Source organism: Curtobacterium caseinilyticum, assembly GCF_030363035.1.
GTDB lineage: Bacteria > Actinomycetota > Actinomycetes > Actinomycetales > Microbacteriaceae > Curtobacterium > Curtobacterium caseinilyticum.
The window spans coordinates 428,225-446,923 of the sequence record NZ_JAUCMN010000001.1 but is presented as its reverse complement, the minus strand read 5'-3'; the positions used below and the strand labels follow the sequence as shown (position 1 = coordinate 446,923).

The window sequence follows — 18,699 nt, the reverse complement described above, 5'->3', positions numbered from 1 at the left end:
ATGCTCGTGTGTGTCGTGCGGGGCAACCCTGCTCCGCACTGCCCGTCAGCCTAGCCGCTCCGCGCCGACCGTTCGGTGACCGTCGGAGGTGAGCCGTGCCTCCCGTCCGGTGCCACGCTCGTCGGGACCGGACGGCCGGCGGCTCGGCGACGCGTGTCGTGCAGCGGGTCGCTCGTGCGCGCACGAGCGCGGGCGTGCCGAGGGCCCGACCGCCGTACAGTTGCTCCCATGAGGTTCTACGAGACGCGGCCGACGCACGACCTGACCTACTCCGACGTCTTCCTCGTGCCGAGCCGGTCCGGGGTGACGAGCCGCTTCGACGTGGACCTCGCCACGAACGACGGCACCGGCGCCACGATCCCGATCGTCAGCGCCAACATGAACTCGGTGACGGGTCCGCGCCTCGCGGCGACCCTCGCCCGCCGGGGAGGCCTCGGCGTGCTGCCGCAGGACATGCACCTGCAGGACCTCGACGCCGCGATCCGCTGGGTCAAGGAGCAGCCCGTCGACTTCGACACGGCCTACGACATGGGCGCGGACACCACGGTGTCCGAGGCGCTGGAGCAGCTCCTGCCGGTCGCCGGCCGCGGGGTCGTGGTGCGCGATGCGTCGGGGGAGTACCTCGGCTGCGTGCCCGCTGGCCGACTCGGCACCGCCGGCGCGGACGCGACGCTCGGTGACCTGCTGCACGGACCGTCCACCGCGATCGACGCGGACGACGCCGGCACCCCACGGCACGTGTACGACGTGCTCTCGGCGGCCGAGGTCGACTTCGCCCCGGTCGTCCGGCACGGCCGGGTCGTCGGCACCACCAGCCAGACGAGCGCGATCCGCTCGGACATCTACACGCCCGCCGTCGACGGCGACGGTCGACTGCGCGTCGCCGCGGCCGTCGGCATCAACGGCGACGTCGCCGCGAAGGCGAAGGCCCTCGCCGCAGCCGGGGTCGACGTGCTCGTGCTCGACACCGCGCACGGCCACCAGGAGGGCATGCTCCGCGCACTCCGCACCGTGTCGGCGCTGGGCCTCGGCCTGCCGATCGTCGCGGGCAACGTCGTCACCGCGGACGCCGTCGCCCACCTGGTCGACGCCGGTGCCTCGATCATCAAGGTCGGGGTCGGCCCCGGCGCGATGTGCACCACCCGCATGATGACCGCCGTCGGTCGCCCGCAGTTCTCAGCCGTGCTCGAGACCGCCGCCGCGGCGCGCTCGCTCGGCGCGCACGTGTGGGCCGACGGCGGCGTCCGGTACCCGCGTGACGTCGCACTCGCGCTGGCCGCGGGGGCGTCCGCCGTGATGATCGGCTCGTGGTTCGCCGGGACGCTCGAGGCGCCGGGGGTGCTCCGCCGCGACGCCGCGGGCAAGGCGTACAAGGAGAGCTGGGGCATGGCGTCGGCCAAGGCCGTGCGCGAGCGCTTCGAGCGGCTCGACCCGTACGAGCGGGCCCGCAAGGCGCTCTTCGCCGAGGGGATCTCGTCGTCGACGATCTACCTCGACCCGGAGCGTCCGAGCGTCGAGGACCTGCTCGACATGATCACCACCGGCATCCGCAGCTCGGCGACCTACGCGGGGGCGTCCTCGCTCGCCGAGTTCTCGGAGCGGGCGCTCGTCGGCATCCAGTCGGCCGCCGGCTACGAGGAGGGCAAGCCGCTCCCCGTGAGCTGGTAGCGCCTGGCGGGGCGCCGGTGCCGGCGCGCGAGACTCGGCTCTGCGGACAGGTTCGCGGCTCCGCCGCCTCGAACGTGTCCGCCTGGCCGAGTCTCGGCCTGGACCGACGGACGGATGGGAGGCGCGGTGCCAGCTGGCACCGCGCCTTCCGTCCGTCACGTGGTCCGGTCTACCGCCGTCGGGTCGCGTCCTCGACGGTGCCGACGAGCTCCTCGAGGATGTCCTCGAGGAACAGCACGCCGATCGTGCGGCCGTCCGCGTCGAACGCCCGCGCCACGTGACGCCCGGCGGCCCGCATGGTCGCGAGGGCGTCCTCGAGGTCCATGTCCGTGTACAGCGAGATGAGCTGTCGGATGCGCTTCGGCGGGACCGGCGCGTCGAACTCGTCCGGGCGCAGGTCGATGACGTCCTTGACGTGGACGTAGCCCGTCGGGTCGCCGTCCTCGCCCACGAGCACGTACCGCGAGAACCCCCGCTGGGCCACGGCGCGCTCGACGTCCTCGGGTGTGGCGTCCTCGGGCAGGGTGACGAGGTCGGACATCGGCACGGCGACGTCCTTGACCTTCTTCTCCGTGAACTCGAACGCCATCGCGAGCTTGCCGTCGTCGGTGAGGGTCCCCTCGCGACGCGACTGCTCGACGATCGTCTGCACCTCTTCCACGGTGAACGCGCTGACGGCCTCGTCCTTCGGCTCGACCTTGAACAGGCGCAGCACGCCGTTCGCCGCCTCGTTGAGACCGACGATGACCCAGTGCAGCCCGTGGCCGATGTACCAGAGCGTCGGCACGAGCACGAGTGCAGCGCGGTCGGGCATCGAGAACGAGATGTTCTTCGGGACCATCTCGCCGAACACGACGTGCAGGAACGACACGAGCAGCAGCGTGAAGACGAACGCGACGGTGCCGATGACCTCGACGCTCCAGCCGGTCAGCCCGAGCGGGACCTCGAGCAGGTGGTGGATCGCCGGCTCGGACACGTTGAGGATGAGGAGCGAGCAGACCGTGATGCCGAGCTGCGTGGTCGCGAGCATGCGCGTGGCGTGCTCCATCGCCCACAGCGTCATCTGCGCTGCCTTCGACCCGGCCTCGGCGCGGGGCTCGATCTGCGAGCGGCGGGCCGAGATGACGGCGAACTCGGCGGCGACGAAGTAGGCGTTGCCGAGCAGCAGCACGACCAGCCAGAAGATGCCCCACCAGTCGGACCCGCTCGAGGCGGACTCGCCGGCGGCCAGGACGATGCCGTCGTGGACGGACGCGGCGCTCATCGGGAGCCTTCCTTCGTCGCGGGGATGATGATGCCGGTCGCCGGACGCTGCGCGGCGGCGGTGCTGCCGGTCGGCGTCGGATCGGGGTGCGACGGTGTCCAGCGGATCCGGTCGACGCGGCGGCCGTCCAGGCGCTCGACGCGGAAGACGCCGTCGTCGAGGACGACCTCGTCACCGACGACGGGCAGGCGGCCCAGGGTCGACATGATGAAGCCGCCGACGGTCTCGTAGGGGCCGTCCTCGGGGACCTTCACGCCGGCGCGGTCCTCGAGCTCGTCCGGACGGAGCAGGCCGGGGAACGTCAGCCAGCCGCGGGACCGCACGACGTCGATCCGGGCGCGGTCGTGCTCGTCGGACACCTCGCCGACGATCTCCTCGACGAGGTCCTCGAGCGTGACGACCCCGGCGGTGCCGCCGTACTCGTCGACGACGATGACCATCTGGTAGCCACGGCTGCGGACCTCGGCGAGCAGGGTGTCGCCGGGCATGGTCTCCGGGACGCGCTCGGCCTCGGTCATGAGCGCGCCGACCGGGACCTCGGGGCGCTTCTCGCGCGGGACCGCGACGGCCTGCTTGACGTGCACGATGCCGACGACGTCGTCCGCGTCCTCCTCGATGACGGGGAAGCGGCTGAAGCCCGTGCGGCGGGCGAGGGCGATGACGTCCTCCGCCGACTCCGACACGCGGATCGTCGACAGGCGCGGACGGGGGGTCATCACGTCGCTGGCGTTGAGCTCGGAGAACGCGATCGTGCGCTGGAGCAGCGTCGCGGTGTCCTGCTCGAGGGACCCCTCGGACGCCGAGCGACGCAGCAGCGAGCTCAACTCCTCGGCGCTCCGGGCACCGGACAGTTCCTCCTGGGGCTCGATGCCCATCGAGCGCAGGACGGCGTTCGCCGTGCCGTTGAGCACGGCGACCGCGGGCTTGAACACCGTCGTGAAGGCGATCTGCAGCGGTACGACGAGCCTGGCGGTCTGCAGCGGCAGCGCGAGCGCGAAGTTCTTCGGCACGAGCTCGCCGAGGATCATCGACAGCAGGGTCGCGATGACGAGCGCCACGATCGAGCCGACGGTCTCGACGACCGCTTCGGGGAGCTGCATCGCGAGGAACGGCGCCTCGAGCAGCGTCGCGATCGAAGGCTCGAGCAGGTAGCCGGTGAGCAGCGTCGTCAGCGTGATGCCGAGCTGCGCACTCGACAGGTGGGTCGAGGTGACCTTCAACGCACCGATGACGGGTGCCAGACCGGTCTCACCCCGGTCGCGACGGGCCTCGACGTCGGCGCGGTCGAGGTTCACGAGCGCGAACTCCGAGGCGACGAAGACACCGGTGCCGAGGGTCAGCAGGATGCCGCCGACCAGCATGACGATGTCGAGGGGACTCATTCTCCACCTCCCGACACACGGGAGGTGGGGCTGCTCACCGAGTGAGCGCCGGATGAGTGGGAAGGCGAAGAGGAATTCGGAGGATCGTCCACAGTGAGAGTCATCGTAGCGGTCGGCACGTGTCGGAGCCGAGAGGACGTACAGGGAGTGGGCCGCGCCTCCCGGCCGGTGGTGGCGGCCGACCGGGCGGGAGGCGCTGAGCGCGCCGGGCTAGGCCGTGACGCGGGCCCGGTGGTACTGCTGCGGCTCGTAGTCGATCGCGACACCGAGCTCGGCTGCGGCGCGCAGGGCGAAGGACGGGTCGCGGAGGAACTCGCGCCCGACCATGACGACGTCGGCCTGGCCGGTGGCGACGATCTGCTCGGCCTGGAAGGCGGTCGAGATCATGCCGACGGCGATCGTGCCGATGCCGGCCTCGCGACGGACGGTCTCGGCGAAGGGCACCTGGTAGCCCGGACCGACCGGGATCGACGCACGCGGGACGTTGCCGCCCGTCGACACGTCCGCCAGGTCGGCGCCGTGCTCGGCCGCCCAGCGAGCGACCTGCACGGTCTCCTCGGCCGTGAGCCCGCCGTCGACCCAGTCGGTCGCCGAGAACCGGACGACGACGGGGAAGCCCTCGCCGACCTCGGCACGGACGGCGTCGATCGTCTCGAGCAGGGCGCGGGCGCGGTTCTCCAGCGACCCGCCGTACGAGTCGCTGCGGTGGTTGCTCAGCGGCGAGAGGAACTGGTGGAGCAGGTACCCGTGCGCGGCGTGCAGCTCGACCAGGTCGAACCCGGCCTCGACGGCGCGACGTGCGGCGGCGGCGAAGGCGAGCGCGACGACCCGGATGTCCTCGGTCTCGAGCTCGCGCGGCGTCGCGTAGCCGTCGAAGGCCACGGCGGACGGCGCGACCGTCTGCCAGCCGCCCTCGGCCTCCGGGACCGTGCCCTGGACCTCGTTCCACGGGCGGTACGTCGACGCCTTGCGGCCGGCGTGCGCGAGCTGGATGCCGGCTGCGGCGCCCTGGGCGTGCAGGAAGTCGACGATCGGACGGAAGGCGTCGCGCTGCTCGTCGTTCCAGATGCCGACGTCCTGCGGCGTGATCCGCCCCTCGGGCACGACACCTGCGGCCTCGACGACCACCGCACCCGCGCCGCCCTTGGCGAACCCGCCGAGGTGCACGAGGTGCCACGGCGTCGGGACGCCGTCCTGCTGCTCGACCGAGTACTGGCACATCGGCGAGACCCAGAGTCGGTTGCGGACGGTCAGGTCGCGGATGGTGATCGGTTCGAACAGGGCGTGCGTCACGCGGGTGCTCCTTCGGCGGTCCGTGCCGCCAGGTCCTGCAGGAACGCCCGCAGTGCGGTCGGCGACGTGTAGTGGTGGCCGATCGCCCCGATCGCGTCCGCGCCGGCGGCGTTCTCGGCCCTGTTGTCGACGAACACCATCTGCTCGGGCGTGATTCCCAGTCGCGCGCACGTCGTGCGGTAGATGGATGCATCGGGCTTCAGGACGTGTTCCTCGGCACTCACGACGACGGTCTCGAACATCGACCCCATCGGCGACCACCGGTACGGGTCGCCGAAGTCGGAACCAGCGTTGGAGAGCAGCGCGAGGCGTGTCCCGGCGTCGTGCAGTTCCTCGACGATCGCCAGCGCCTCGGGGTCGACGTCGAACCAGCCGGTGAAGTCGACCGCCCAGAACCGGTGGATCTCCGTGACGCTCCAGCGCCGCCCGGTCCGCGCGGCGATCGCCCGCCAGTACTCGAGGACGGACAGGTCGCCCCGGTCGAGGTCGTGCCGGAGCTCCTGGTACACGGGCAACAGCTCGTCCGCCGGGATCCCGGTCATCGCGACGAGGGTGTCCCACGCGCCGTGCGGCGTCCTGCTGATCACCTCGCCGTAGTCGAGGACCACCACACGACCGGGCAGGAACAGGCTCATGCGGTCCACCGTAACGTGGCGCTCGTGAACGACTTCGTCCCCTTCGCCCCGACCGACGCCGCCGCCTGGACCACCGCTCCGCACGGCGAGTCGACCAAGTACCGCCGGGGTGTCCTCGGCGTCGCCACCGGGTCCGACCAGTACCCCGGTGCCGCGGTGATGGGCGTGGACGCGGCCGTGCACACGGGCGTCGGCATGGTGCGGTACGTCGGACCCGTGCGCGCGACCGACCACGTGCTGACGCGTCGTCCAGAGGTCGTGTCGGGTACGGGTCGCGTGCAGGCCTGGCTCGTCGGGTCGGGCATCTCCGCCGGGTCCCTGGGCGAGCTCGACCCGACGACCGCGGCCGCGTTCCACCACGCGTCCGACGACGGCGTGCCGGTCGTCGTCGACGCGGGTGCGATCCCGCTCGTCGACCTCGGGCCGCTCGCGGTGCTGACCCCGCACGCGGGGGAGCTCGCCGCGGTGCTCGACGTGTCGCGGGAGTCCGTCGAGCAGGACCCGGCCGCTGCGGCGCTGCGTGCGGCCGAGCGGACGGGCAGCGTCGTCCTGCTCAAGGGGTCGGCCACCCACGTCGCGACGCCGGACGGGTCCGTGCGGCTCGTGGCGTCGTCGGCGACGCCGTGGCTGGCGACCGCCGGGGCCGGTGACGTGCTCGGCGGGGTGCTCGGAGCCCTCGTCGCGACGCGGCAGGGGGCCGCGGAGACGTCCGGGACGTCGCTGTCGCCGTCCGACCTGGCGCACCTGGCCGCGTCGGCGGCGGTCGTGCACGGGGTCGCGGCACGGCGGGCGTCGCGTGGCGGGCCGTTCACCATGACGGCCCTGATCGAGCAGCTGCCGGGTGTCGTGCGCGACCTCGTCGTCGAGGGGGACGCGCGGGCGTAGGTGCGTGCGACGGACGGGAGGCGCGGGGCGGGTCCGCACCGTGCCTCCCGACCGTCGGCCGGTCGGATCAGGACGACGGGGTCGCGTCAGGAGGCGGGGGTGGCGTGGACGAGGAACTCGACCGCGCCCGCGTCGTCGACCTTGACGAAACCGAGGTCGGGGGCCTGCACGCCGAAGTCCGAGAACGTGATCGGGACCGAGCCGGAGACGGCGACGCCGTCGCCGTCCAGCCCGACCTGCAGCTGGGCGCGGACGGTCTTCGTCACGCCGTGCAGGGTCAGCTCGCCGGTGCCCTCGACCGTCGTGGTGCCGGAGCCGCTCGGCACGGCGTCCGCGATCGGCTCGGTCAGTGTGAAGGTGGCGCGGGGGAAGGCCGAGACGTCGAGGGCCGAGTCGCGGAAGTAGGAGTCGCGCTGCGGCGAGTCGGTGGCGACGTCGGCGACCTGGACGGTGATCGTCGCGGCGGTGATCGCGGTGCCCTGGACCGTCGCCGAGCCCGTGACGCTGTCGGTCCGGCCGGTGACCGTGACGTCCGACCCGTTCAGGACCTCGTGGACGCGGTAGCCCGCCTCGGAGTCACCGCCGACCGTCCAGTCGCCTGACAGGTCCGCGGTGTCGAGGCTCGACGGCGCTCGGCTGGCGGCGACCGACGGGGCCGCGGACGCCTTCGCGTTCTCGTTCGACGAGTAGACGTTCGTGCCGACCACCACACCGACGACGGCCAGCACGGCGACGAGCAGGACGATCGCGGCCCACACCAGGGGCTTGCGGGTGCGGGTGCGGTCGGGGTGCTGCGGTTCGGTGCTCACGCCGGAACGGTGACACGTCCTGCTCAGGAGTGCCTGTGCGTCGCCCGCTACGCTCGTCCGGTGCAGAAGCGGTACCGGTGGATCGAGGGCGTCGCGTTCGCCGTGGTGTTCGTGCTCGTGCACGCGATCGTCTGGTGGCTCACCGTGACCTCGTCGAACCTGCCGCTCGGGGACGTCACGATCACCTACCGGCGCTGGATCGAGATCGGCCGGGTCGACCACTCCTGGGTGGGCGTCGACACCGACTGGGTCTACCCGGTGTTCGCGATCGTGCCGATGGCGGCGGCCGCACTCGGCGGCACGGCCGCGATCGGGAGCGGGTGGCTCGCCCTGATGACCCTGCTGGACGCGGTCGCGTGCGCGTTCCTCTGGCGGTTCCGGGCGTTCCGCGTCCGGGTCGTGTGGTGGTGGTTGGTGTTCCTGCTCGCCCTCGGGCCGATCGCCCTCGGCCGGATCGACACCGTCGCCACCGCGCTCGCCCTGGTCGGGGTCGCGTTCGTGGTGACGCGACCCGCCGTGGCGTCCGCCCTCTTCACCGCGGCGGCGTGGACGAAGGTCTGGCCCGCTGCGCTCGTCGGCGTGCTGCTGCTGCTGCGTCGCGGCCACCGGAGCGCCGTCGTCGGCGGAGCCGCCGTGGTCACCGGGCTGATCGTCCTGGTCGACGTGCTCTACGGCGGCGCACCGCACCTGCTGTCCTTCGTGTCCGAGCAGAGCGACCGCGCCCTGCAGATCGAGGCACCGCTCGCGACGCCGTTCATGTGGGCGGCCGCGCTCGGGGTGCCCGGCGCCGCCGTCTACTACAACCGCGAGATCCTGACCTTCGAGGTGTCCGGCGCGGGGACGCACGCCGCCGCTGCGCTCTCGACGCCGCTGATGGCCGTCCTGGTCGTCGGCGGGGTGGTCCTCGCGCTGCTCGCCGTCCACCGCGGCGCCCGTCGCACCGAGGTCGCGCCGGTCCTCGCGCTGTTGTTCGTCGCCGCGCTGATCGCGGTGAACAAGGTCGGTTCGCCGCAGTACGTCGGGTGGTACGCGGTGCCCGTCGTCTGGGGGCTCGTCGCGGGCAGGGTGAGCGCCCGGCGGTTCCTGCCGGTCGCGATCGGGGTGCTGCCGATGGCGGTGCTGACCCAGGTGATCTACCCCGGGTTCTACGAGCGGCTGCTGTCGGTCGCGCCGTGGATCGTCACCGTGCTGACCGTCCGGAACACGCTCGAGCTGGCGGTGCTCGTCTGGGCCGTGGTCGTGCTGGTGCGACTGGTGCGGCGGCCCGGGCTGCCGGTGCGTGCCGACGCTGCTCCCGACGACTCGACCACCGGAGTGCGGCGCGGGCTCGCCGGGGGCAGGATGGACGCATGATCGTCGCGTTCTCCCTCGCTCCGTCCGGTGGCCCCTCCGCGAGCTCCGACGGCTCCGTGCACGACGCCGTCGCCGCGGCCGTCCGGGTGGTCCGCGAGTCGGGGTTGCCGAACCGCACCTCGTCGATGTTCACCGAGGTCGAGGGGGAGTGGGACGAGGTCATGGACGTCGTCAAGCGCGCCACCGAGGCCGTGGGTGCGTACGGCACACGGGTGTCGCTCGTACTGAAGGCCGACATCCGTCCCGGCCGCACGGGCGAGATCGACGGCAAGCTCGAGCGGCTCGAGGCAGCGCTCGACGCCGAGTGAGGGACCGGAGCGGGTCAGGGGTACATGCGGCCGTTGTTGCGGTCGCGTTCGGCTTGACGGAGGGCCTCGGCGATCTCCGGATCGCTGCCCTCGTACCGGCGTGAGCGTGCCCCGAGGTCCGTCAGGTGGTGCATCCACAGCCACAGCCCCACCGCCGCGAGCAGGACGACACCGGTCACGATCCACCACCCCATGACGGGCACGCTACCGCAGCACGTCGGCCGTCCGCGCGGCAGCCGTCAGCGGCGGCGCTGGCGACCGCGTCCGCCGGACACGAGCAGGGCGACGAGCACGGCGGCGACCACGACGACCGCGACGACGAGGATGACGACCGACGACGGGTCCACGGCGTTCTCGTCCGTGCACTCGGGGGACGGTCGAGCGCAGGAGGCGACGACGAGCGTGGCGTACACGCGCCAAGTGGACCATGCCCTCGAGGGCGGACGACACGCCGCGGGCCTCCCGGCGATGTCGGTGGCCGGGTGTCTCATGGTCGGCATCGACACGACGACGGCCCGGAGACGGACCACTGACGACGAGGAGCGCGTGATGATGCACGACGGCTGGTGCCCCGACTGCGACCTGCGGACGGTCGTCATCGACCTCGACGAGCAGAGCGGCAACGCCTGGGCGGACTGCACCGAGTGCGGCGCCGGGTGGGTCCACCGCGACGAGCTGCCGGAGCCGGCGTCTGCGCAGGCTGCGCCGTCGGAGCGTCAGGCGGCCTGATCCGCCGCGCCCGAGGCTCCCGCCGGACGATGCTGAACGCCGGCCGTCGAACGACCCGTCCGGCGGACGGCCGTCTCCGGCGAACGACCTGCCCTGCGGACGGTCTTGTCCGGCGGATGGCCGTGTCCGGCGAACGGGCCTGACCATCGAACGACCGTGTTCTGTAGCCGACCGTGTCCGCCGCTCGTTCCTGTCCGTCTGACGTCGCGGTCGAATCGATTCGGCACGGCGCCTTCCGTCCGCCCGTTGGAGCGGTCTACACTGCTCGGACCGGGCTGCTGCGGTGTGCCCGGACCGTTCGTTGCCGAACACGGACCGTCATCGTCCCTGCCGGTCACCGTGCCGCCGCTGCTCGCTCGTGCTCCTGCTCGTGCTCGTGAGCTGCGGCGTGGTCGCGTGGTGACCACGTAGCGGTACGGTCCTGCCGGCCTCCCGGGCCGACGTCCGGAACCCAGCCCGCTCCTCCAGTCGAGGACACCCAGCACGAGAACAGGTCGCATGACGCTCACCACGCCGACGCAGCGCGCGCTCGCCCTCATCGCACTCGCCCTCGGTGGCTTCGCCATCGGGTCGACCGAGTTCGTCGCGATGGGCCTGCTGCCGAACATCGCCGAGGCCCTGCTGCCCGCGCAGTACGCGGCCGATCCTGCCGCGGGCGTGGCGCACGCCGGGTGGCTCGTCAGCGCGTACGCACTCGGCGTCGTGGTGGGCGCGCCGACGATCGCGGCGATCTCGGCGACCTTCCCGCGCAAGGGCCTGATCCTCGTGCTGCTCGTCGGCTTCGTCGTCGCCACCGTCGCCAGTGCGGTCCTGCCGAGCTTCGGCCTCGTCCTCGTCGCCCGGTTCGTCGCCGGGCTGCCGCACGGTGCGTACTTCGGCATCGCGTCGATCGTCGCGGGCGAGATCATGGGACCGGGCAAGCGCGGCAAGGGCATCGCGATGGTGATGCTCGGCCTGTCGATCGCGAACGTCGTCGGCGTCCCGGCGATCACATGGGTCGGGCAGAACGCCGGGTGGCGCATCGCGTACGGCGTCGTCTCGGTCCTCTTCGCGCTGACGTTCCTCGCCGTGGCGGCCTTCGTGCCGCGCAGCCCCGCGGACGCGCACGCGACGATCGGCCGTGAGCTCCGCGCGTTCCGCTCGCCGCAGGTCTGGATCGTGATGGGCCTCGGCGCCGTCGGCTTCGGCGGGTTCTTCGCGGTGTACTCGTACATCTCGCCGCTCGTGCAGAACGTGACGGGGCTGCCCGAGTCCGCGGTGCCGCTCGTGCTCGTGGTCGTCGGCCTCGGCATGGTCGTCGGCGGGGTCCTCGGCGGCCACCTGGCCGACCACAGCGTCAAGCGCACGATCTACATCGGCATGCTCGCGCTCATCGGCGCACTGCTCGTGACCGTCTTCACCGCGCAGTGGGTGTGGGGCGTCTTCCTCGGGGCGTTCCTGCTCGGCGCGACGTCCTCGGCGATCCCGCCGGCGGTGCAGTCGCGGCTCATGGACGTCGCCGGTGACGCCCGGACCATCGCGGCGGCGCTGAACCACTCGGCGTTCAACATCGGCAACTCACTCGGTGCGGCCCTCGGCGGTGCGGTCATCGCTGCGGGCTTCGGCTTCCTCGCGCCGGCGTGGCTCGGCATCGTGCTCGCGCTGCTCGGCCTGCTCGTCACGATGGTGAGCTACGGCGTCGAGCGGCGGACGGACCGACGCGCGGCGCTGCGGTCCTCGTCGCCGTCGACCGGCCCGGTCACGGCGCCGGTGCCCACGGTCTGACCCGACGGTCCCCGCGTGCATCCGCCCGTGAGGGGGCACGTGCTCCCCGTCGATGGAGCAGCAACCGTCGCGTGGACGGACCCGACCCGACGTCTTCTGCTCCATCGACGGCGTCACGGGTCGCGGGGTGCTCCGGTGACGGCGCGACGACGGGCGTGACGGGTCCACGCGTCGTCACGCGAGGTCGCGTCGTGGCCACGTGGCGGACGGGAGGCCCGTGGCGACACCGCCACGGGCCTCCCGTCCGTCGTGTGGTCCGAACTACAACCCGACCGGGCTGCCGTCCTGCACGATGATGCCGTCGGTGATGGCGCGCTTCCGCAGCGCGACCTTCGTGCCCACGTCGAAGCCGGCGACGCGGTACTTCTCGCGGATCCGCTTGAGGTAGCTCTTCGCGGTCTCCTCGGAGATGCCGAGCTGGTACGCGACGCTCTTCACGGGCTCACCACCGCCGTAGAGTGCCATGACCCGGCGCTCCTGCGCGCTGAGCTTCGGCACGCCGCCGACGTCGCCGCTGTTGATGGCGAGGTCGAGCTCGGCGGAGACGTACTGCTCCCCGCGCTGTGCGGCACGGATCGCCTCGACGATCATGTCCGCGTCCTCGCTCTTCACGAGGTAGCCGAGGGCGCCGGAGGCCAGGGCCTCGCGGACGACGTTCGGCTCCGAGTACGTGCTCATCACCACGGTCTTGACACCCGCGGTCTTGAGCGTCGAGATCTTCAGCGAGACCGGGATCGAGTCCTTCAGGTCGAGGTCGAGCAGCACGACGTCGACCGGGAACGCGGGGCTCGTGAGGAGCTCCGGCCAGGTCGTCACGGCCGCGACGAGCGTGATGTCGTCCGCGGCGCTGCGGATCCACTCCGTCAGCGCGCCGAGCAGCATCCGGTGGTCGTCGACGAGCGCGAGTCGGATCGGTTCCTCTGGAGTCGCCATCAGGCGTCCTTTCTCGAAGGAGGTGCGTGGCCGATCCTAGGTGGAGGGGCCGTTCTGGTCGGGCAGGCGGTGCGGGTGTCCGGCAGTTCGGGCCCGGCCGGGCGGTGGTGCTGGTCGTGCTGGTCGTGCTGGTGCTGGTCGAGCGGCCCGTGGTGGTCGCTCGCTGCGTCAGGCGGCGGCGCTACATCGTCGGGTGCCGGTCGACGACGCAGTGCGAGACGACACGGAGCACGCCGTCGCGCATCGAGTCGGTGTACGGACCGATGCGCGCCAGTGCGCTCCACGCCGTGGGTCCGAGGCGACGGCGGGGGACCCCGCGCGACTCGAAGACGATCGGGACGTCCATCCGCTCGTCGGACACGGGGTGCCCGTCGGAGCCGATCGGACCGAGGGTGACCGAGACGACCGGGGTGCCCGGCTGCGTCGTGCGGCCGTCCCCGACCATCTGCCAGAGCGCCTGGAGCAGCCCGTCGCGCTGGGCGGGCGTCAGGTGCCCGGCCAGTGACTGCGGGTCGGCGACGCTCACCGAACGCCCGAGGTGGTCGGACTCGGTGATGGCGTGGTAGAGCCAGGTCTCACGGCGCCCCTCGATGAGGTGCAGGCGGAGTTCCGTGGCGAGCGAGGCGGCCACCGAGGCGGAGGCGTCCGACAGCGGCAGCGGGTCGGAGCCGTTGGCGACGGCGTCGAGGAGCTTCTCGGCGGCGAGGTCGAGGCGGGCGAGTTCGTCGGACGCGAGCATCCCGACGGCGAACTGCGGTGCCTGGACGTTGCTCTGCACGAGGACGCGGTCGAGCTCCCGCTGCACGAGCTGGCGGAACCGGTGCACGACGAACAGCGCGATCGACGGCGGTACCACGACGAGCGCGAGCAGGGAGACGATGGCCGGCAGCGTCTCCGGGCCGATCGGCGTCGACAGCCCCGCCATCACGACGAAGGCGAGTCCGAGGACGGCGATGGCGGCCGCCACCTCACGCGCCGGGCGGAGCGTGGCGACGGGCAGGAGCGCGAAGCCCGCGGCGACCGAGGCGCTGGCGGTGTGCGCGATGTCGTGCGCGGGGAAGACGCCGACGAAGTCGAGGACGACCACGCACGCCAGGACCACGCAGATGAGCGTGAAGGCCGTCCCGGTGAGCCGTTCGCCGTAGGTCATCAGGCTGAGCCCGACCCCGACGGCCGCGACCAGGTACAGGGCCCACGCCGCCGCGGGGAGCCACGGGTCGGCGTACTCGGGCGCGCGGACGAGGAAGAAGACGATGCCGGCGACGGCCTCGATGGCGGCGAGGACAGCGGCGCCCAGGCCGAGGTACCCGGCTCCGAGCGATGCTCCTGGCTTCGCGGCCTGGCGCAGCGAGCGCGCACCCGTCGAGGTCGAGGGAAGGCCCCGCGCCTGCCGTCGTTCGCTGCCGCGGTAGCGCTCACGGGCCTCGCGTCGGGTCCGAGGTGCCTGCTGGACGGTCTCGCCCGGGAGTCCGCGGCTGATGGTGTCCTCGGGGACGCGGGTCATCGGGGAGCCTCCAGGACGACGGTGGTGCCTGAGCCCGGGGCGGAGAACAGCTTGGCGTCGCCGCCGACCTCGCGCAGTCGGCTCACGACGGACTCCTTGAAGCCGAGACGCTCGGCGCTCACCGCCTCGAGGTCGAACCCGACCCCGGAGTCGGTGACCATCGCGCGGACGGTCTCCTGGTCGTGCACGATCGTGACGTGGGCCTCGCCGACCCCTGCGTGACGGCGGACGTTCTCGAGGCACTCGCCGAGCGCGAGGAGGAACGCGTCGAGCACGTTCGACGGCAGGAGCACCTGTCCGGTGCCGTGCCAGCTCACCTCGAGCCCCATGCGGCCGAAGCGCTGCTTGACCGACTCGAGGGTCTGGCCGAGGGGCGACTCCTCTTCGCGGGTGAGCGAGTAGTCACCGGACTGCTGCGGCTGCGGGGTCGCACCGAGGCGCAGGTGGCGGAGGAGCCGGGCGTCCTCGGCGGCCTGCTCGCGCATGGCCTGCTCGGAGACGCCGACGCCGGAGTGTGCGAGCAGCGTCAGCGTCGCGAGGACGGTGTCGTGCAGCAGGCGGGCACCCTGGCGGCGCTGCGCCTCGGTCTCGCTGGCCTGGCGTTCGGCGCGGTGCGCGGTGCCGATGCTCTGGATCCGGCGGGCGACGCGCGGGATGCTCCGGGCGATCCACCCCGACACGACGGCGACGAGGACCCAGCCGAGCAGGACCCCCGCGGCCGCGCCGGACAGCGGGTTGCCCGACGCCCAGACGACGACCCCGACCGCGGCGACACCGGCGACGATCGTCATCGCGAGGCCGACCGGCGCACCGCGTTGCGCCATCAGGGGCGCGGACAACGACCCGGCGGCGAGCGGGACCACGGCGCTCGCGACGACGTCGCGGACGTCGGGGTCGGCGCCGAACAGCAGCAGCGCCAGGGCACCGAGACCCGCGGCGAGCGCGAGGGCGGTCCACCAGACCGAGCCGTTCGTGCCGAACACCAGCAGGGCGGCGACGAGCACCGCGATGCAGGCGAGGCCGCCGAGCAGCGGGATCAGGGGCACGGCGAGCGAGCTGACGATGCCGACGACGGAGACCAGGGCGCACGTGACGCCGACGACACGGGTGGTCGACCGCAGCAAGCGGTCGCGTTCCTGTGCGATGAAGTCCATCGATGTCCTGGTCGGTGAGGTCAGTTCGTGTGCTGCGGGTGATCGGTGGGAAACCGAGCCCCGGTCAGGGCCCCGACGCCATCATTCCACGCAGGCCACCCGTTGGGGGGTGTTCGGCGCGCGGGGGTCTCCGGATGGCCCGAGAAATCCTCCGGGCGCGGCGGCGCGGCGGCGCGGCGGCGCGCCGCCCCGTGCCGGGCGCAGCTGCGCGGTCGCGCGGTCGCGCGGCTGCTCGACGTCGCGTCCGCCGGACGGATCGGCGATCCCGTGGGTGGACGACGGACGACGCCGTTCAGTCCAGCAACCGCCGCAGGTGCGCCCCCACGGCCTCGTGCTCGATGAGGAACCCGTCGTGCCCGAACTCGCTGTCCAGCACCGCCGCCCGGTCCCCGTCGAGCGTGTCCGGGATCCCGGCGGCGATCCGGTGCTGGTCCTCGAGCGGGAACAACCGGTCGCTCGTCACCCCGAGCACCAGCGTCCGTGCGGACACCGTCCCGAGCGCTGCGTCCACCCCGCCCCGGCCGGCCCCGACGTCGTGCGAGTCCATCGCGTGGGTGAGCGCCACGTACGACGAGGCGTCGAACCGCCGCGTGAACTTGTTCCCGTGGAAGTCCAGGTAGCTCTCCACCGAGAACCGGCCGTCGTCGCCGAGCGGGGAGACGTCGCTCTGCCACGACCGCGCGAACCGCCCGTTCAGCTCGTCGGGCGCACGGTAGGTCATGAGCGCCATCCGCCGCGCCAGTGACAGCCCGCGGTGCGGCCCCTCGCCGGCGTCGGCCTCGTAGTAGTCGCCGCCGTTGTACGCAGGGTCCGTCTGGATCGCCGCGCGCTGCAGGGAGTTCGCGGCGATCTGGTCCGCCGTGGTCTGCGCGGTCGTCGCGAGCACGGCGAGCCGCTGCACGCGCGCCGGGTACGACACGGCGAACTCGAGCGCGTGCATGCCGCCCATCGACCCGCCGACCACGGCAGCGAAGGCGTCGATGCCGAGCAGGTCGGCCAGCTGCGCCTGCACGGCGACCTGGTCGCGCACGGTGACGAAGGGGAAGCGCGAGCCCCACTCGACGCCGTCCGGGGCCACCGACGAGGGGCCGGTCGTGCCCTGACAGCCGCCGAGCATGTTCGGTGCGACGACGAACCACCGGTCGGTGTCGACGGCTCGCCCGGGCCCGACGACGTCGCCCCACCACCCGGCGGTCCGGTGTCCGGGCCCTGGTTCCCCGGTCACGTGCGAGTCGCCCGTCATCGCGTGGAGGACGAGGACCGCGTTGCTCCGCGTCGCGTCCAGCTCGCCCCACGTCTCGTACGCCACGCGCACCGAGGGGATCCGCCCGCCGCGCACCCACTGCTCGCCGAGCGACGCGAAGTGCCGCGCACCCGGGTGGTCACCAGGCCGCCAGGCGCCGGTGACCGGCGGCTTGCCGAGCGTGCCGAGCTCGGTGCCGGGCACGAGGGTGGACGGGACCGAGTCCTCGGGGGTCGTCTGCCAGTCCATCGCGTCCAGTCTGCCGGGAGGCGCGCCCCGCCTCCGCCGTGTTACGTCACGTCGGGCGCGTGGTCGGCGTCGGCACCCGAGCCCCGACGCCCGCAGAACGCAACGTCGGCGGCACCTCGCAGCGTGATGTCGCTGCGAGGAACCGCCGACGTTGCGTCTTGCGGGAGGGGCCTAGGCGCGCAGGCCCTCCTGGGAGACCGCCCGCGCGGCCGCGAGCCCGGCCTCGAGGTCCGCGCGCAGGTCCTCGACGTTCTCGATGCCGACCGACAGCCGCACGAGCCCCGGCGTGACCCCGGTCGTGAGCTGCTGCTCGGGCGTCAGCTGCGAGTGCGTCGTCGATGCCGGGTGGATGACGAGGGAGCGCACGTCCCCGATGTTCGCCAGGTGCGAGAAGAGCCGCAGCTCGTCGACGAACGCCCGACCGGCCGGTACGCCGCCCTTCAGCTCGAAGGACAGCACCGCCCCGACGCCACGGGGTGCGTACTTCGTCGCCGCCGCGTACCAGGGCGAGGTCGGCAGCCCCGCGTAGGACACCGAGGCGACGTCCGGGTGCCGGTCGAGCCACTCGGCGATCTCCTGGGCGTTCGACACGTGCCGCTCGATGCGCAGCGACAGCGTCTCGATGCCCTGCAGCAGGGCGAACGCGGTGTCCGCCGAGTTCGACGCGCCGAGGTCGCGGAGCAGCTGCACGCGGGCCTTGACCACGTAGGCGAGCTCGTTGCCGACCGCCTGCGCGAACACCGCGCCGTGGTACGAGGGGTCGGGGGAGTTGAACTCCGGGAAGCGGTCCGCGTGCTCGGACCAGGGGAACCGGCCGCCGTCGACGATGACGCCGCCGATGACGGTGCCGTGTCCGCCGAGGAACTTCGTCGCCGAGTGCACCACGACGTCGGCCCCGTGCTCGAACGGACGGATCAGGTAGGGCGTCGCGATCGTGTTGTCGACGATGAGCGGCAGCCCGGACTCGTGCGCGACGCTGCTCACGCCCGCGATGTCGAGCACGTTGATGCGCGGGTTGCCGATGGTCTCCGCGAAGAACAGCTTCGTGTTCGGGCGGACGGCGCGGCGCCACTCCTCGAGGTCGTCCTGGTCCTCGACGAAGGTCGTCTCGATGCCGAGCTTCGCGAGCGTGTACTTGAACAGGTTGTAGGTGCCGCCGTAGATCGACGACGAGGACACGATGTGGTCACCCGCACCGGCGATGTTGAGCACGGCGTACGTCTCCGCCGCCTGGCCGGAGGACACCAGGAGCGCGCCCGTGCCGCCCTCGAGCGCGGCGATCCGCTGCTCGACGACGTCGTTCGTCGGGTTCATGATCCGGGAGTAGATGTTGCCCGGCCTCGCCAGCGCGAACAGGTCGCGGGCGTGGTCCGAGTCCTCGAACACGTACGACGTCGTCTTGTAGATCGGTGTGGCCCGCGCACCCGTCGTCGGGTCGGGCTGCGCGCCGGCGTGGACCTGCGTGGTCTCGAACCGCCAGGCGGCGGCGTCGTTCGTGCTCATCGGTGCTCCTGTCGGGTTCGGTC

General features: G+C 72.5%; 18 protein-coding genes. 6 read left to right on the top strand and 12 right to left on the bottom strand.

Going from position 1 to position 18,699, the window contains the following annotated elements; translation table 11 throughout:
• The first annotated feature begins 228 nt into the window (after nucleotides 1-228).
• Nucleotides 229-1,668 (top strand): GMP reductase, encoded by a 1,440-nt coding sequence (gene guaB1 / locus QUG93_RS02035; RefSeq protein ID WP_289471939.1) that lies wholly within the window; start codon nucleotides 229-231, stop codon nucleotides 1,666-1,668.
• Between the two features lie 169 nt (nucleotides 1,669-1,837).
• Here the strand turns inward: guaB1 and QUG93_RS02030 are convergent, their stop codons facing one another.
• The 4 genes from QUG93_RS02030 to QUG93_RS02015 all read right to left on the bottom strand — a co-directional run bounded on the left by QUG93_RS02030 (nucleotide 1,838) and on the right by QUG93_RS02015 (nucleotide 6,242).
• A complete protein-coding gene (locus tag QUG93_RS02030; RefSeq protein ID WP_289471938.1) occupies nucleotides 1,838-2,932 on the bottom strand; it encodes a hemolysin family protein in 1,095 nt (364 codons plus the stop codon).
• Nucleotides 2,929-4,314, bottom strand: a complete 1,386-nt coding sequence (locus tag QUG93_RS02025) for a hemolysin family protein (RefSeq protein ID WP_289471937.1) — start codon at nucleotides 4,312-4,314, stop codon at nucleotides 2,929-2,931. The genes QUG93_RS02030 and QUG93_RS02025 overlap by 4 nt, the downstream gene beginning before the upstream one ends.
• Before the next feature lie 210 nt (nucleotides 4,315-4,524).
• The gene (locus tag QUG93_RS02020) at nucleotides 4,525-5,607 is read right to left on the bottom strand and encodes an NADH:flavin oxidoreductase/NADH oxidase (protein WP_289471936.1); all 1,083 of its coding nucleotides are present in this window, start codon (nucleotides 5,605-5,607) and stop codon (nucleotides 4,525-4,527) included.
• Nucleotides 5,604-6,242, bottom strand: coding sequence for an HAD-IA family hydrolase (locus QUG93_RS02015; protein WP_289471935.1), 639 nt, complete (start codon nucleotides 6,240-6,242; stop codon nucleotides 5,604-5,606). The genes QUG93_RS02020 and QUG93_RS02015 overlap by 4 nt, the downstream gene beginning before the upstream one ends.
• 24 nt (nucleotides 6,243-6,266) lie before the next feature.
• On the opposite strand from QUG93_RS02015, the gene QUG93_RS02010 reads away from it, so the two are divergent.
• Entirely contained in the window at nucleotides 6,267-7,127 is an 861-nt protein-coding gene (locus QUG93_RS02010) for an ADP-dependent NAD(P)H-hydrate dehydratase (protein ID WP_289471934.1), read from the top strand.
• An 86-nt stretch (nucleotides 7,128-7,213) separates the two neighbouring features.
• On the opposite strand, the gene QUG93_RS02005 is transcribed toward QUG93_RS02010, so the two are convergent.
• Complete coding sequence (locus QUG93_RS02005; RefSeq protein WP_289471933.1) at nucleotides 7,214-7,936, bottom strand: YceI family protein; 723 nt, start codon at nucleotides 7,934-7,936, stop codon at nucleotides 7,214-7,216.
• A 60-nt stretch (nucleotides 7,937-7,996) separates the two neighbouring features.
• On the opposite strand from QUG93_RS02005, the gene QUG93_RS02000 reads away from it, so the two are divergent.
• Together QUG93_RS02000 and QUG93_RS01995 are read left to right on the top strand one after the other, a co-directional pair.
• The gene (locus QUG93_RS02000) at nucleotides 7,997-9,289 is read left to right on the top strand and encodes a hypothetical protein (RefSeq protein WP_289471932.1); all 1,293 of its coding nucleotides are present in this window, start codon (nucleotides 7,997-7,999) and stop codon (nucleotides 9,287-9,289) included.
• Nucleotides 9,286-9,597 (top strand): thiamine-binding protein, encoded by a 312-nt coding sequence (locus QUG93_RS01995; RefSeq protein WP_289471931.1) that lies wholly within the window; start codon nucleotides 9,286-9,288, stop codon nucleotides 9,595-9,597. The genes QUG93_RS02000 and QUG93_RS01995 overlap by 4 nt, the downstream gene beginning before the upstream one ends.
• Nucleotides 9,598-9,611: 14 nt before the next feature.
• Here QUG93_RS01995 and QUG93_RS01990 read toward each other — a convergent pair whose 3' ends face one another.
• Both QUG93_RS01990 and QUG93_RS01985 read right to left on the bottom strand, forming a co-directional pair.
• Nucleotides 9,612-9,791, bottom strand: coding sequence for a hypothetical protein (locus QUG93_RS01990; protein ID WP_289471930.1), 180 nt, complete (start codon nucleotides 9,789-9,791; stop codon nucleotides 9,612-9,614).
• A gap of 45 nt (nucleotides 9,792-9,836) precedes the next feature.
• Nucleotides 9,837-10,010 carry a hypothetical protein gene (locus tag QUG93_RS01985; RefSeq protein WP_289471929.1) on the bottom strand — a complete coding sequence of 58 codons (174 nt, stop codon included), beginning with the start codon at nucleotides 10,008-10,010 and terminating at the stop codon, nucleotides 9,837-9,839.
• A gap of 7 nt (nucleotides 10,011-10,017) precedes the next feature.
• On the opposite strand from QUG93_RS01985, the gene QUG93_RS01980 reads away from it, so the two are divergent.
• Both QUG93_RS01980 and QUG93_RS01975 read left to right on the top strand, forming a co-directional pair.
• A complete protein-coding gene (locus QUG93_RS01980; RefSeq protein WP_289471928.1) occupies nucleotides 10,018-10,326 on the top strand; it encodes a hypothetical protein in 309 nt (102 codons plus the stop codon).
• Between the two features lie 498 nt (nucleotides 10,327-10,824).
• Entirely contained in the window at nucleotides 10,825-12,090 is a 1,266-nt protein-coding gene (locus QUG93_RS01975; protein ID WP_289471927.1) for an MFS transporter, read from the top strand.
• Nucleotides 12,091-12,351: 261 nt separating this feature from the next.
• On the opposite strand, the gene QUG93_RS01970 is transcribed toward QUG93_RS01975, so the two are convergent.
• The 5 genes from QUG93_RS01970 to QUG93_RS01950 all read right to left on the bottom strand — a co-directional run bounded on the left by QUG93_RS01970 (nucleotide 12,352) and on the right by QUG93_RS01950 (nucleotide 18,676).
• Nucleotides 12,352-13,023 (bottom strand): response regulator, encoded by a 672-nt coding sequence (locus QUG93_RS01970; protein ID WP_069710716.1) that lies wholly within the window; start codon nucleotides 13,021-13,023, stop codon nucleotides 12,352-12,354.
• 181 nt (nucleotides 13,024-13,204) lie between these two features.
• Nucleotides 13,205-14,527, bottom strand: a complete 1,323-nt coding sequence (locus QUG93_RS01965; protein WP_289471926.1) for a hypothetical protein — start codon at nucleotides 14,525-14,527, stop codon at nucleotides 13,205-13,207.
• Nucleotides 14,524-15,681, bottom strand: a complete 1,158-nt coding sequence (locus QUG93_RS01960; RefSeq protein ID WP_289471925.1) for a sensor histidine kinase — start codon at nucleotides 15,679-15,681, stop codon at nucleotides 14,524-14,526. Before QUG93_RS01960 ends, QUG93_RS01965 begins: the two co-directional genes overlap by 4 nt.
• A gap of 292 nt (nucleotides 15,682-15,973) precedes the next feature.
• On the bottom strand, nucleotides 15,974-17,173 hold the full coding sequence (gene metX / locus QUG93_RS01955; protein WP_289471924.1) for a homoserine O-acetyltransferase MetX: 1,200 nt from the start codon (nucleotides 17,171-17,173) through the stop codon (nucleotides 15,974-15,976).
• Nucleotides 17,174-17,344: 171 nt separating this feature from the next.
• Nucleotides 17,345-18,676, bottom strand: coding sequence for a bifunctional o-acetylhomoserine/o-acetylserine sulfhydrylase (locus QUG93_RS01950; protein WP_289471923.1), 1,332 nt, complete (start codon nucleotides 18,674-18,676; stop codon nucleotides 17,345-17,347).
• Nucleotides 18,677-18,699 lie beyond the last annotated feature (23 nt).

Excerpts from the sequence above, each read along its gene's own strand:
- QUG93_RS02015 (WP_289471935.1), bottom strand. The coding sequence starts at position 6,242 with ATGAGCCTGTTCCTGCCCGGTCGTGTGGTGGTCCTCGACTACGGCGAG.
- QUG93_RS01970 (WP_069710716.1), bottom strand. The coding sequence starts at position 13,023 with ATGGCGACTCCAGAGGAACCGATCCGACTCGCGCTCGTCGACGACCAC.
- QUG93_RS02025 (WP_289471937.1), bottom strand. The coding sequence starts at position 4,314 with ATGAGTCCCCTCGACATCGTCATGCTGGTCGGCGGCATCCTGCTGACC.
- guaB1 (WP_289471939.1), top strand. The coding sequence starts at position 229 with ATGAGGTTCTACGAGACGCGGCCGACGCACGACCTGACCTACTCCGAC.
- QUG93_RS01990 (WP_289471930.1), bottom strand. The coding sequence starts at position 9,791 with ATGGGGTGGTGGATCGTGACCGGTGTCGTCCTGCTCGCGGCGGTGGGG.
- QUG93_RS02030 (WP_289471938.1), bottom strand. The coding sequence starts at position 2,932 with ATGAGCGCCGCGTCCGTCCACGACGGCATCGTCCTGGCCGCCGGCGAG.
- QUG93_RS01950 (WP_289471923.1), bottom strand. The coding sequence starts at position 18,676 with ATGAGCACGAACGACGCCGCCGCCTGGCGGTTCGAGACCACGCAGGTC.
- QUG93_RS01965 (WP_289471926.1), bottom strand. The coding sequence starts at position 14,527 with ATGACCCGCGTCCCCGAGGACACCATCAGCCGCGGACTCCCGGGCGAG.
- QUG93_RS01960 (WP_289471925.1), bottom strand. The coding sequence starts at position 15,681 with ATGGACTTCATCGCACAGGAACGCGACCGCTTGCTGCGGTCGACCACC.
- QUG93_RS01995 (WP_289471931.1), top strand. The coding sequence starts at position 9,286 with ATGATCGTCGCGTTCTCCCTCGCTCCGTCCGGTGGCCCCTCCGCGAGC.
- metX (WP_289471924.1), bottom strand. The coding sequence starts at position 17,173 with ATGGACTGGCAGACGACCCCCGAGGACTCGGTCCCGTCCACCCTCGTG.
- QUG93_RS01975 (WP_289471927.1), top strand. The coding sequence starts at position 10,825 with ATGACGCTCACCACGCCGACGCAGCGCGCGCTCGCCCTCATCGCACTC.